Source organism: Haloferula rosea (assembly GCF_016595525.1).
GTDB classification, from domain to species: domain Bacteria; phylum Verrucomicrobiota; class Verrucomicrobiia; order Verrucomicrobiales; family Akkermansiaceae; genus Haloferula; species Haloferula rosea.
The window spans coordinates 136,473-149,457 of record NZ_JAENII010000010.1 but is presented as its reverse complement, the minus strand read 5'-3'; the positions used below and the strand labels follow the sequence as shown (position 1 = coordinate 149,457).

The following is a 12,985-nucleotide window of genomic DNA, read 5'->3' as shown; positions in this document are numbered from 1 at the left end:
GTAGCAGACATGCCGCCCGAGAAAAGCCACCGTTTTCGGTTTTCACGGAAGCGGGTCGATCAAGGGTTGCAGGAGACGACATCCGTTGGAGGGTTCGGGCGAATGAACTGGAAGAGCGTGTTCTTTCATGTCTCATGTCCCATCAAAACCATGGAAACCCCTGAACTGAACCATTTCGACGTGATCCTCATCGGGTCCGGCACGTCCGCCTATTACTGCGCCACGCCTCTGCTTGAGGCCGGCAAGAAGGTGGCCATCATCGATAGCCGTCCATTTGGAGGGACATGCGCCCTGCGCGGCTGCCAGCCGAAGAAGTATTTCGTCGCGAATGCGGAAGCGGTGGCAATGGGGCGTCAGCTCGTGGGCAAGGGGATCGAGGCGGCGCCGCGGACGGATTGGAAGGCGCTGCAGGCATTGAAGGGCGAGTTTCTTGAGGGGCGATCCGAGGAGGAGGTCGAGGATTGGCGGGAGGCGGGAGCCACGCCGATTCGTGGTGAAGCCAGGATGGTCGCGGAGGATGCCATCGAAGTCGACGGGCGCCGGCTCACCGCGGAAACGATCGTGCTGGCGACGGGCGGGACACCGGTCCAACTCGACATTCCGGGAAGCGAGCATGTTGGGGTGAGCGACGATTTTCTCGATCTACCGGATTTGCCGGAGCGGATTCTGTTCGTCGGCGGGGGCTACATCTCTTGTGAATTTGCCTTTGTCGCGGCGCATGCGGGGGCGAAGGTCACGATTCTCCAGCGGTCGGATCGAATCCTGAAGAACTTCGATGGGGAGATGGTGGGGGTGTTGCTCGAGGCGGCCAAGGAGCTGGGGATTGAGATCCGGACCGAGGAAGAGGTTCGTGCGGTTGAGAAAGTGGGAGAGGCTCTGAAGGTGACCACTTCCACGGGAGCGGTGCTTGAGACCGACGCGGTGTTCGAGGCTGCCGGTCGGGCACCGAATCTAAGTGTGCTGGATGGCCATGATGGTGGTGTCGAAACCAATCGATCGGGAGTGGTGGTCGATGAGTTCATGCGAAGCGTGTCGAATCCCCGGGTCTTTGCGATCGGGGATTGCGCCGCATCGGGCATGGACCTTGCGGCCGTGGCGGATGAACACGGGAAGGCTGTGGCAAAGAGCTTGCTCGGTGATGAGTTGGTTCGTCCGCGGCTGGAGGTGGTGCCAAGCGCGACGTTCACCATTCCATCGCTTGCTTCAGTAGGACTCGGTGAGGATGAAGCAAGGGAGAAGGGTCTGGCCTTTCAGGTGCACAAGAACCTCTCCATTTCGTGGGCATCGTCGAAACGCATCGGTGAGAATCACGCAGGCTACAAGGTGTTGGTCTCCGAAGAGGATGGAAGCATTCTCGGCGCGCATCTCGCGCGTCATGATGCGGCCGAGGTGATCAATGTGTTCGCGCTCGCCATCAAGCATGGGATCAAGGCCGACGATCTGGCCTCATTTCCATGGGCCTACCCAACCATGTCCTCGGATGTGAAGAACATGGTGGGCTGAGCGGAACGAGTGGCGCCTGACTCCGTGCGATCCGTGAGTCGCTTGGGTGAGTCGGATCTCCAGGGGGTCATTCGTCCTCGTAGAGTCCGACGAGTGCTTCACCCATGGCGAGGCCGATGTTCATGTAGGTCTCGGCGTTCTTGCCATAGTGACCATTCGAGGCTCCCCCTTTTGAAAGAGGGTGAGCATAGACGCTGGCGACGTTCCCCTTGAATTCCGGGTACTTGCCCGCGCTGCCATCCACGGAAAGCTGGGCATTGAGGATCTCTCCCTCCTTGCCGGTTGCTCCCTTCTCGGTTTGACCGAGGGTCGCGCAGACGAACTTGGCGTTCGGTGCATTGAACTCCTTGCGCAGCGCCTTGATGAACTGGACCAGGTTCTTTTCGTAGGTCGCGGCGTGGGCGGCATTGTAGCGGTCTTTGTCACCTTGCCAGAATGCAAACCCGGCGATTTCGTATCCCTTCGCTCCGGGATAGTATTTTTCGAGGTTCTCCAGCACCTGCCGTGCGCTTGCGATGTCGGTATCCCATTGTTTGCCGGCGTACCATTCCTTGCCTTCGTATTTCTCGCCGCTGCCGGCGGTTTCCGGGGTCTCACCATAGCCGGGTTGCAGCTTGCCGTCGTGTTCGTAGGCCTTGCTGCCGGGGGGGAGCAGGTCCCATCCGAGACTGCGGTTTCCAATGCATGACTTGAGGACCAGGACGGGCTCGTCGAAGTGCTCCCCAAGATGCCAGCCGATACCGATTTCGGGACCGATTCTCCCGGTCTTGTCCGCGGTGAGCCAGTCGTTCTTGTGATCCTTGAAATTCATCACCCGCACGTTCCGGACATCCATGCGGGTGGTCCAGGCACCGTCGTCATTGATGAGAAAGGGATATTTCCCTGCTTTGGTGGCGTGTTCCAGAGTACCCTCCTTGTTCCCGGCGACCGTGCCGAATCCGAGCATGTTCGACTGCCCCATCAGGATGAAGACCTTAACGGGTTTGCTCATGTCCGCGGGTTTGCCGTCCGGATCAGGAAGCGAGTTTGAGTCCGCCGGAGCCGCGGAGAGAGGTGGGCTGAGGAGTAGGGCGAGGATCACGCCGAGACGGGTAAGCGGAGAATGCCAGGAAGGAGGGGTTTTCATCGTAGGGTTTGAGGTTTCAGCAGCAGACTACTCCATCATGCGGAGGGTTCTTTCCCCGCTCGCACTCATGGCCGGAAATTCGGGTCCGCTCGGGATCGGCGGACCCTCAGGGGCAGCCTCCCGACAGAACGCTGAAAATTTCCGGGTGATCCCGCCGTTATTAGGCGATGATCTTGCGGTGAAGCAGGGCATTCTGAGCCTGATTGCCGAAAAACCCATGACAACTGATGCGATGAATTACTTGAAACGTGGGCTGTGTGCCATCGGAGTGTTGTTCGTGGGTTCATCCATGGTGGCTGCGAAGGATGAAGGTGCTGCGCTGCCTCTGTCCGGGAAAGGGGAGAGTCTGGCGGCGGAGTATGGTGCTCGGATGGATGAGCTCCGGTCCGAGTTGGCGGACCGCTTGCCCGACATTTCGGATTCGAAACGAGAAGCGTTTTTCGCGGCGATCGATCAGGAGGTCGCGGCGAAGGCGGCGCTGGAGGATGCGCGGAAACGTGTGGGAGAAATCCAGACAGCCAAAGCGCTTGTCGCCCACGCCAAGGGCAAGTGGATCGGCGGGGCCGACAAGGGGATTGCTGCCGCCAAGGCGGCGATGGCATCGGCCACCACGGACGAGGAGAAGAAGGCGGCGGAAGCGGATCTGGCGAAGTGGGAGCAGAACCGACTGGATGGGCTTCAGGCGTTGGAGGAACGGCAAGCGGCATTGGTGGCGGCGGAGAAGAATCGCGCGGAAGTGGAACTGGCTTTGAAATCGGCGGAGGCTGCCTTGGTGGTGGCCGAAGATGGGCCGATGAGGAAGCTCAGCGAGTTTGGCCTGGATCAGGCACTTTCGAGCAACGCGCTGGACGGGGCGCTTGCGAGATATGTCGTGATGAAGGAGGCAACTCCGCGTGGGTTGGCTGCCTTTGCCGAGAAGGGCGAGGAGCAGGAGGCGCTGGTTGAGAAGCTGCTTTCTGCGGACGACCTGCTGGTGCAGATGCTCGTCGCGGATGGTGCGAGGGAGGGCCGCTACGGGCGAGCGCTCGAGATCTACCGCGACATCTGGCAGGCGAGTGAGATGGCTGGCGAAGGGGCCCTGCAGCGCCTCGCACTCGCGATCAGCCTCGAACATGCGGTGCCGGTGGGTCAGCGAAATGCGGTGGCGGCAACCGATGCCCCTGCGGTGGTGGATCCGGTGAAGCGATATCTTCATTTCGAGAAGGCGCTGCTCGATGGTGAGCTGGACCCCGCCTTCGTCGACTTGACCGTTTGGGACTATCGGATGGTGGTCAACGGTGAGGAGCCTGACGAGATCCTGCAGTGGGGGAGGGAGATGCTGCGCAATTACCGCCCGGATCATATCACGACACCCGACTACCGCTGGCGCTACGTGGCTGCGGTGAGGAGTGACATCCGCTACGGTTCCCAGGACAATCAGTATGACAAGGACGAGCTCCAGTTCTTCCAGAATATCCTGATGAACGGGGGGATCTGTGGGCGTCGGGCGTTCTTCGGGAGGTTCATCCTGCGGGCCTTCGGCATTCCGACCACGGCACGTCCCCAACGAGGCCATGCCGCGCTGGCCCACTGGACGCCGGATGGATGGGTTGTCTGCCTGGGTGGCGGTTGGGGAGCCGGCTGGACCAAGACGCGCTACAACAAGGATCTGGATTTTCTTGCCAATACCCAGGCTCGGGCGGCGGGGGATGTCTTCATGAAGGTGAAGCGCGCCCAATGGATGGGTGATGTCGTGGGGGAACCCCGCGTGTTTGGTCTGCTGTCAGGGAAACCTGAATTCTGGAATGCGGTGGCCCTGTATGCTCAGCGCGGCATCGTTGCTGACTCGAAGGCGGAGGCATTGGCAGCGGTGGGCGAGGATATCGGGGAGGCGAATGAAACCAAGGAGAAGGTGGAGATCGTGAACGCGGAGCTGAGTGGTGAGGACCGGAAGATCACCCTCGATGAGGACGGGCGGATTACGATTCCTGCCGTAGCGACCACCAGGCCCACGAAGAGCAACGGGAAGATCATCCTGATGAAGGATACCGGCGGCAACGCGCTGCTGCACTACAGTCGAACCGGGGGGCATCAGGACTTCGAATATGAGTTCGATGCTCCGGAAGCCGGTCGCTACGAACTCCGGATGGAGGTGGTCACGCCGAGTTGGAAACAGGCCCTGCAGTTGGAGGTGAATGAGTCGGGTTCACCTCAGGTCATCGCACTGCCCTTTACGGTCGGGATGTGGCAAACGTCTGATCCGGTCGTGGTCGAGTTGAAATCCGGAGCGAACCGGCTGAGGTTCTTCCGTGAAGGCGAGGTCAAGGGAGTGACGCTGCGCAAGTTCACGCTTTCCCCGGTCTCCAGTGGTTCAGATTGATTCCCGTTTCCGGTCACCGTGTTTCGGGAGAGGGGTCCTTCTGTTCTAACAAGAACAAGGAAGCTGGAGTGGGTCGGCGGAGTGGCCGCCACTGGACGCGTGGGCGGAATGACCCCAGATCGTGCATCTGGGGACGTTGCACAAACGTTGAAGGATATGTGCGACCCGATCCGTAGTGGAACCCGAAAATCCGGCTTTGATGGTTTCCTTGTCTACATCGGGTCATCTTGGAATCCGTTCTTGCTTCGGCCAATGATCGGGTTACTTCCGGAGTCAACGTTATCCCGATCATTCGAACCCAATTTGACCATGGAACGCAGAAAGTTCATCAAGACGGCCGCTGTCGGAGCGGGAAGTTTCGTTCTCCCCCGTTTTTCCATCGGCAAGCCCGGTGTCTCGGCGAACAGCAAGCTGAACATCGCGATGGTGGGTGCCGGCAACATCGCCGGCATGGCCTACGACGGATGCAAGGGCGAGAACCTGATCGCGCTGTGCGACATCGACTCCCGGATGTTCAAACAGCATGCGAAGAAATTTCCCGAGATCGAGAAAGCCGAGAAGTTCACCGACTTCCGCGAGATGCTGGACAAGCTGGGGGACAAGATTGACGGCGTGTGCATCAATACGCCGGATCACACCCACTTCCATGCGACCCTGGCCACGATGGAACGCAAGATTCACGTCTGCACGCAGAAGCCGCTCACCCATAATGTCTGGCAGGCGAGGACGCTGAGGAAGGCGATGCACAAGTATGATGTGATCACCAACATGGGGAACCAGGGGCACACCTACGACGGGATCCGCAAGATGCGCGAGATGTATGAGGCCGATTGTTTCGGACAGATCAAGGAGGTGCATCTGGGGATCAATGGTCCGAAGTGGGGCAGTGGATATTTCAAGCAACCTGCCTCGATGCCGATGAAGGGCGAGAAGGTGCCTGACGAAGTGAACTGGGATCTGTGGTTGGGGCCACAGGAGGATCGCCCTTACAACCGCCTCTATCATCCGAAGACTTGGCGTGGTTTCAACGACTTCGGAACCGGACAGTTCGGAGACTGGTTCTGTCACATCGGTGACGGACCGGTATGGATTCTGGATCTCTACGCTCCGACGGTCATTGAATGTGTGGAGCGGGGTCCTGCCATGGACGGCATGATTCCAAGCTACAGCGTGGTGAGGTTTGATTTCCCGGCTCGCGGCAAGAAGGAGGCCTGCTCGATGTTTTGGTATGATGGCCGCCTCAACGGAGGGACGCCCATCAAGAGCCCACAAGACTGGGGCTGGGGCAAGATCCCGGATCTCGGGTCGTTCTGGTATGGCGAGGACGCGAATGCCTTCCTCGACCACCGTTCGAACAATCCGCGCTACACCGACAAGAAGAAGGAGATCGCCTTCCGCGATTCCGGTGGTGTGGAGCAGAAGTATGACCGGGTGAAGGGTGGACCTTTCGGTGAGTGGATCGATGCCATCAAGGGTGGCCCGAAACCGGGATCAAACTTCGACTATGCGGCGCCGATGACCGAGGTGGCTCTGCTTGGCGTGATTGCACAGCGATTCGGTGGGAAGATCGAATGGGATTCGAAGAACATGAAGATCACCAACCGACCCGAGCTCAATGCCTTCATCAAGGAGCCGGTCCGCGATGGGTGGGCCGCTGGTGAGGAGCTTTGGAAGTCCTAGTCTTCGGGCTGCTGAGTGCGGAGCGGGTTTCCATGAATGATGTCTGATGGTCGCCGGCTTCACCTTTGTCCACGTGGATGAGTCGACCGTTTGAGATCCGTGTCCGGCCGATCCCGGGGTGGCTCGACTGGAAGCGCCTGCTCGGGCCGGGCTCGTGGGAATCCATCGAATTGGCCGATGGTCGCCTTGAGTTGACCGGTCAGCTCGGCCGCAAGGCTGCGGCTGACTTGTCAGCCCGGCTGCGCGGTGTCGGCATCGGGGGCTCCCTGCTGGAATTCGAGGTCCGTCCACCTCTTCACCGCAAGGAACTCCGGCAGGCGGCGACGGAGGAGGCGCGCCGTTATCGCAAAGGGAGCATTGGCTTCAGTCGGAAGGGCACCCGTCTCGATGCCGAAGGGAAGTTCTCGCTAACGCCGGAGTCGCTGGCACTGGAGATCGGTGAGCGGGCGGGTGGGATGAAGGTCATCGATGCCTGTGCGGGTGCCGGTGGGAATGCGATCGGCTTTGCGCGGGCAGGTTGCCGGGTGCTCGCCATCGAGCTCGATGAGGCGCGGATCGCGATGGCCCGGCACAACGCGAAGGTCTACGGAGTCGAGGGCCGCATTGAGTTTGTCTGCGGTGATGCGGTTGAACTGGTGCCTGGACAGAAGGCGGATCTGCTTTTCATCGATCCACCGTGGGGTGAGCGGTATGACAAGGCACGGGTGGAGCTCGGGGATTTGGCGCCATGTGAGCGTCTCTTGGCGGCTTCATCCCATATCGACAGGGTCTGGATGAAGGTGCCGCCCTCGTTTGACCCCGTGACGGTTCCGGGTTGCACGGTGGAAGCTTTCTTCGGGAGTGGGAGTGGGGATTCCCGGCGGGTGAAGTTCCTGCTGGTAAAGTCGGGTATCCCTTGTTGATGGGGGAGTTTGACGATGGGTGGAGGGCCTGATATCTCATCAGATCCGCAGACCCATGAGCCGATTCATCCTGTCATTCGACCAAGGGACGACCAGTTCCAGAGCAATCCTTTTCAACCGAGAGGGAGAGATCCGAGGTATCGCGCAACGGGAGTTCGAACAGATTTTTCCACAGCCGGGTTGGGTCGAGCATGATGCGGAGGAAATATGGGCATCCCAGTCCGGAGTTGCCGACGAGGTGATGTCGAATGCCGGAATTTCTGCGGACGACATTGCCGCGATTGGCATCACCAACCAGAGGGAAACCACGGTGGTCTGGGATCGATCGACCGGGCGGCCGATCCATCGTGCCATCGTGTGGCAGGACCGGCGGACCTCCGAACGCATCGACCGGTTGAAGGGCGGCGAGGGAGAAGCGTTGATCACCCGTCGGACGGGGCTTGTGCCGGATGCCTATTTCGCAGGCAGCAAGATCGAGTGGATCCTCGATCACGTCGAGGGCGCACGGGCACGGGCGGAGCGGGGGGAATTGGCCTTCGGGACCATCGATTGTTGGTTGGTCTACAGGCTGACGGGGGGATCGGTCCACGTGACGGATGCTTCCAATGCAGCCCGGACCATGTTATACAACATCGAGACCTGTGCTTGGGACGAAGACTTGATGAAAGTGTTCAGGGTTCCTGCGTCGATGCTTCCCGAAGTTCGTTCTTCCAGCGAGGTCTACGGTGAGGTCTCCGCCGGGCTGGCGTGCCGCGGTGTCCCGATCGCCGGGATGGCAGGGGATCAGAATGCCGCTCTGTTCGGGCAACTCTGTCATGAGCCTGGTAACGTGAAGAATACCTATGGGACGGGTTGCTTCATGTTGATGAACAGCGGTGACCAACCCCGGAAGTCGTCCCACCGCCTGCTCAGCACGATCGCGTGGCAGTTCGACGGGAAGATGACCTACGCCCTTGAGGGAAGTGTGTTCGTCGGTGGGGCGGTGGTCCAGTGGTTGCGGGACGGACTGAAAATGATCGAGAAGTCCGCCGATATCCAGGGTCTTGCGGGGTCGGTGGCGGATTCCGGAGGGGTGTATTTCGTGCCGGCCTTCGCGGGGCTGGGAGCTCCCCATTGGGACCAGTATGCGAGGGGGACGATATTCGGTCTGACACGCGGCACGACCTCGGCCCACATTGCCCGCGCTGCCGTGGAATCGATGGCCTTCCAAAGCGCGGATCTGCTGGATGCCATGGTGGCTGATGCGGATGCCCCCATTCCCGAGCTGCGGGTGGACGGTGGTGCGACTCGTGATGAGATCCTGCTGCAGTTCCAGTCCGATGTGCTCCAGATGCCCATCGTGCGGCCGACGATGGTCGAAACCACGGCGTTGGGGGCAGCCTATCTCGCTGGGTTGGCGACAGGGTTCTGGGGCTCGGTGGACGAACTCGTGGCCAACTGGAAGGTGGATCGGGTCTTCGAACCGCGGATGCCTCCGGACCAGGTGGCGGAGAAGCGGGCGAACTGGAACAAGGCGGTTCGAAGATCACTGGGCTGGCTGACGGACAAGGATGGAAAATGATGAAGGCAAACCACCGAAATTAGAACGATGAAGAGGGAATCAATGCTGGAGAGGGTTCGTGGGGAAGAGACGTGGGACATGGTGGTCATCGGCGGGGGGGCGACCGGGATAGGGGTGGCGGTGGATGCTGCTTCCCGGGGCTACTCGACCCTGTTGCTGGAGCAGAGTGACTTCGGCAAGGGAACCAGCAGTCGGAGCACGAAGCTGGTCCATGGCGGCGTCCGCTATCTTCAACAGGGCAATGTCTCGCTGGTCATGGAAGCGCTCAAGGAGCGTGGCATCATGCGGGACAATGCGCCCCATCTGGTCAGCGACCTGAGGTTCATCGTGCCGAACTACACGTGGTGGGAAGCGCCGTTCTACGGGATCGGGATGAAGGTTTACGACATGCTGGCCGGGAAATACGGGTTCGGCCCCTCCGTCCTGATGTCGAAGGAGAAAACCCTCGAGCACATTCCCACCTTGAAGACCGAAGGACTGCTCGGAGGGGTGCAGTACTACGACGGCCAGTTCGACGATGCGCGGTTCCTTGTCAATCTCGCGCAGACGGCTGCCGAGCAGGGAGCGGTGCTCGTGAATTATGCAAAGGTCACGTCGCTCGAGAAGAATTCGGATGGGTTCATCTCAGGCCTGAATTTCGTGGATGAAGAGAGCGGCGAATTGCATCAGGTGAAGGCAAAGGCGGTGATCAATGCCACGGGCCCCTTCACTGACGGTGTGCGTCGGATGGATGACCCCGGCGCGGAGGAGATGATCTCGCCAAGCCAAGGGGTTCACCTCGTCTTGGATAAGTCGTTTCTGCCGAATGATACGGCCATCATGGTTCCCCACACCTCGGACGGGCGCGTGATGTTCGCGATTCCTTGGCATCACCACGTGGTGGTAGGCACGACTGACATGCCGATTCACGAATCCACCCTCGAGCCGAGGCCGATGGAGGAGGAGATTGATTTCATTCTCGAAACGGCTGCGGGCTATCTGGAGCGGGAACCCACGCGCGCGGATGTGTTGTCGGCCTTTGCCGGGATCCGGCCGTTGGTAAAGGCCAGTGGGGATGGGAACACCGCAGCCTTGTCGCGTGACCACACAATCCACATCGGTCCATCGGGCCTGGTGACGGTTTGCGGTGGCAAGTGGACGACTTATCGGAACATGGCAGAGGACTGTGTCAATCATGCCGAGACGGTGGCGGCGTTGGATGAAGGTCCTTGCATCACCAGGAAGCTGAACATTCATGGTCACCACTCGAACCCTGAGAAGTTGGGGGATCTCGCGGTCTATGGCTCCGATGCGCGGGAGATTCTTGAACTGGCGAAGTCGAATCCGGGGTGGTCGGAGCCGATTCACGAGAGCTTGCCGATCATTGGTGCGGAGGTGGTCTGGGCAGCGCGCCATGAGATGGCGAGAACGGTTGAGGACTGCCTGTCGCGCCGGACCCGGGCCTTGCTTCTGAATGCCGTGGTTTCGATGGAGATGGCTCCCCGGGTGGCAGAGCTCCTTGCGGCTGAACTGGGCCGCGACGAGTCCTGGCAGAGGGACCAGGTGCAGGCCTTCAAGGAAATCGCGGAGGGCTACGTCGTGAATTGACCCTGATACCGCCCCATGATGACTCCATGGGTGGCAGAGTTGGTTCCTTGTTCCCAGATCCTGTTGGGGGAATCGCGTGCTTGCGCACGTGGTCCCGAGAGGGACGAAAGGTGGGTGGATCGTGATCCGTGCGGGCGGGGGGGGAGCCGTGGATGGGGGCGCACTCCCACGGAATCTGAAACCGGTGGTCTCAGGGTTTCTCGATGCGAACCGCCACGGTTTCGGTCAGGCGGATGAGGACCTTGTCTCCGACCTGATGTTGGGTGAGGTCGATGTCAGGCCGGACCTTGACCTTCCGGGTCGTGCCGTCAGAGAACTCGAGGGTGGCCTTGCGGCGTTTCGTATCGATCGCCGAGACCGTGGCGATGACCTGATAATCGCCACTGGCCTTGAGCCCGGGTTTCCTTCCCTGACCGGGGATCTCACCGGTGAATTCGCTGAACTCCTTCAGGTTTTCGTTCGGCTTGATCATGCGGAGCACGGTTTCCTCGGTCAGGGTGATCTTCAATTGATCGCCGATCTGGATCTGGTCGAAGTTGGAAACTTCGGAGCCCACCTTGATCGTCGATTTCCTGCCCTTCGGGCTGACCAGCGTCAGCTCCCGCTTGCGGGCATCGATGCCGGTCACGGTCGCTTGGATGGTGGTGGTCTCGACGACATGCCCTCCGGGCACACCTTCCCTCACATCGGCGGTGGTCTCGGTGACACCTTCGATGGATGTGCAGGATACCAGAGCGGAAGTGGTGAGTGTGGCGGCAAGGAGGTGGGAGATGTTCATGGTCGGGAAGATGAAGTAGGTGGCCGGAAGACTGCAGCCAGCCGATGGCTTGATGTACGTTGTTTCTGCCTGGAGTCTAGCGTGACGCCGATGCGGAGCCAGATCAAAGGCTCTCATCGGCGTCTTGCGGTCCAGGTGATCAGCTTCAGCCCATCAATGACCAGCCTTCGCGGTAGCTCCGGTTGATCAGGCTGTTTGCCTTCTCGCTGTTGGTTATCTTTCCGGTAGCAGCGTCATACTTGATGGTTTCTCCGGTCCGATAGGCGACCAACCCGAGGAGCATGGTTTCGATCATCTGTCCGGCGTAGTCGAAGTGGCAGGAAGTCTTGCCCTCACCCTTGCAGGCGGTGATCCATTCGGCCTGGTGGTTGTAGCCACCCTTCACGCCGGTGCGGCTGAACCGGTCTCCATCCTTGGCGCTCTTGGGAATGATGACGTGGGAGCCGAAGTCCGAAACCAGCCAGGCATCGGTTCCCTCAAACAGGGCGCCGTGGCCGATGCCGCGGAGCGCGTTCTTGACCGGCTCGTCGGGCATGGCACCGCCCTGGTACCACGAAAGCTTGATGGCCTTGCGCCAGTCATTGGCGGGAATTTCGAAGTGGGAGGTGAGCTTGACCGGAGTGACGTCCGGATTGAATGGGTCACCTTCGGCCGAAATGGATGTCGGAGGAGCGGCGTCAATGGCGTTCCACACGAGGTCCATGGTGTGCGATCCCATGTCGCCGACCTGTCCGCTGCCGAAATCCCAGAACATGTTCCAGTTGAGGCAATTGGAACCGGGTCGGTCGTGTTCGAAGTAGCCGGGATGGTAGGGGTGAAAGGCACTCGGTCCGATCCAGAGGTCGTAGTGGAGGTGCTTTGGCGGGGTTCCCTTGGCCTGGAAGTATCCGGGTTTGGGGAGCTGGCGGTTGCCCCAGGCCGAGACGCCCTTGAGTTCGCCGATCGCACCTTCGCGGATGAGTTCGCGGACCTTGGCGAAATTGTTGTTCGCGTGCAACTGGGTGCCGACCTGGGTGGCGAGGTTCGCTTCGTTGCCCAGATAGGTGGAGCGCACCGCACGGGCTTCGCCGACGGTGTTGGCGAGCGGTTTCTCGCAGTACACATGGATGCCGCGGGCCATCGCCCAGTTGGCGACATGGGCGTGGGTGTGGTCGGTGGTCGAACAAACGATGGCATCGAGGTCCTTCTGCTCGAGGCATCTACGCCAGTCGACGTAGTGCTTGGCCCCTGCGAATTGCTTCGCGGCCTTCGCCATGTGGTTTTCGTCGACATCGCAGAGGGCGACGACGTTCTCGCCGCTCACCGCCTCAAAGTGCCTTGTGGCCCGTCCTCCGGTTCCGATCAGAGCGATGTTGAGTTTGTTGCCGGGAGAGTTCTTCCCGGAGACCACTCCGGAGGGAAGGATGAGAAGTCCTGCCCCGGCGGCGGACTGCTTGAGAAATGTTCTGCGGCTCGGGTCGTGGGTGGATTTCATGATGGATTAGGTTTC

9 protein-coding genes are annotated in these 12,985 nt (G+C 60.3%); 6 read left to right on the top strand and 3 right to left on the bottom strand.

What is annotated here, in order from left to right:
* Positions 1–150 precede the first annotated feature (150 nt).
* On the top strand, positions 151–1,503 hold the full coding sequence (locus JIN81_RS13540; RefSeq protein ID WP_200280665.1) for a dihydrolipoyl dehydrogenase family protein: 1,353 nt from the start codon (positions 151–153) through the stop codon (positions 1,501–1,503).
* Between the two features lie 67 nt (positions 1,504–1,570).
* Here the strand turns inward: JIN81_RS13540 and JIN81_RS13535 are convergent, their stop codons facing one another.
* Positions 1,571–2,629: a sialate O-acetylesterase gene (locus JIN81_RS13535; protein WP_200280661.1), complete on the bottom strand. Its 1,059-nt coding sequence runs from the start codon at positions 2,627–2,629 to the stop codon at positions 1,571–1,573.
* A 178-nt stretch (positions 2,630–2,807) separates the two neighbouring features.
* On the opposite strand from JIN81_RS13535, the gene JIN81_RS13530 reads away from it, so the two are divergent.
* The 5 genes from JIN81_RS13530 (at position 2,808) to JIN81_RS13510 (ending at position 10,718) form a co-directional block, all read left to right on the top strand.
* Positions 2,808–4,988, top strand: a complete 2,181-nt coding sequence (locus JIN81_RS13530; RefSeq protein ID WP_234044901.1) for a carbohydrate-binding protein — start codon at positions 2,808–2,810, stop codon at positions 4,986–4,988.
* A gap of 309 nt (positions 4,989–5,297) precedes the next feature.
* Complete coding sequence (locus JIN81_RS13525; RefSeq protein ID WP_200280655.1) at positions 5,298–6,668, top strand: Gfo/Idh/MocA family protein; 1,371 nt, start codon at positions 5,298–5,300, stop codon at positions 6,666–6,668.
* A gap of 77 nt (positions 6,669–6,745) precedes the next feature.
* Entirely contained in the window at positions 6,746–7,570 is an 825-nt protein-coding gene (locus tag JIN81_RS13520) for a methyltransferase domain-containing protein (protein ID WP_200280652.1), read from the top strand.
* Positions 7,571–7,625: 55 nt separating this feature from the next.
* Positions 7,626–9,131, top strand: a complete 1,506-nt coding sequence (glpK, locus tag JIN81_RS13515; protein WP_200280648.1) for a glycerol kinase GlpK — start codon at positions 7,626–7,628, stop codon at positions 9,129–9,131.
* A 27-nt stretch (positions 9,132–9,158) separates the two neighbouring features.
* Positions 9,159–10,718, top strand: a complete 1,560-nt coding sequence (locus tag JIN81_RS13510; protein WP_200280645.1) for a glycerol-3-phosphate dehydrogenase/oxidase — start codon at positions 9,159–9,161, stop codon at positions 10,716–10,718.
* A 190-nt stretch (positions 10,719–10,908) separates the two neighbouring features.
* Here JIN81_RS13510 and JIN81_RS13505 read toward each other — a convergent pair whose 3' ends face one another.
* Entirely contained in the window at positions 10,909–11,496 is a 588-nt protein-coding gene (locus JIN81_RS13505) for a hypothetical protein (protein ID WP_200280642.1), read from the bottom strand.
* Between the two features lie 145 nt (positions 11,497–11,641).
* Positions 11,642–12,970, bottom strand: a complete 1,329-nt coding sequence (locus tag JIN81_RS13500; RefSeq protein ID WP_200280639.1) for a Gfo/Idh/MocA family protein — start codon at positions 12,968–12,970, stop codon at positions 11,642–11,644.
* Between the last annotated feature and the right edge of the window lie 15 nt (positions 12,971–12,985).

What these genes read in the sequence shown, in the direction of transcription:
- JIN81_RS13540 (WP_200280665.1), top strand. Translation starts at nt 151, where the DNA reads ATGGAAACCCCTGAACTGAACCATTTCGACGTGATCCTCATCGGGTCC.
- JIN81_RS13535 (WP_200280661.1), bottom strand. Translation starts at nt 2,629, where the DNA reads ATGAAAACCCCTCCTTCCTGGCATTCTCCGCTTACCCGTCTCGGCGTG.
- JIN81_RS13525 (WP_200280655.1), top strand. Translation starts at nt 5,298, where the DNA reads ATGGAACGCAGAAAGTTCATCAAGACGGCCGCTGTCGGAGCGGGAAGT.
- JIN81_RS13520 (WP_200280652.1), top strand. Translation starts at nt 6,746, where the DNA reads ATGAGTCGACCGTTTGAGATCCGTGTCCGGCCGATCCCGGGGTGGCTC.
- glpK (WP_200280648.1), top strand. Translation starts at nt 7,626, where the DNA reads ATGAGCCGATTCATCCTGTCATTCGACCAAGGGACGACCAGTTCCAGA.
- JIN81_RS13510 (WP_200280645.1), top strand. Translation starts at nt 9,159, where the DNA reads ATGAAGAGGGAATCAATGCTGGAGAGGGTTCGTGGGGAAGAGACGTGG.
- JIN81_RS13505 (WP_200280642.1), bottom strand. Translation starts at nt 11,496, where the DNA reads ATGAACATCTCCCACCTCCTTGCCGCCACACTCACCACTTCCGCTCTG.
- JIN81_RS13500 (WP_200280639.1), bottom strand. Translation starts at nt 12,970, where the DNA reads ATGAAATCCACCCACGACCCGAGCCGCAGAACATTTCTCAAGCAGTCC.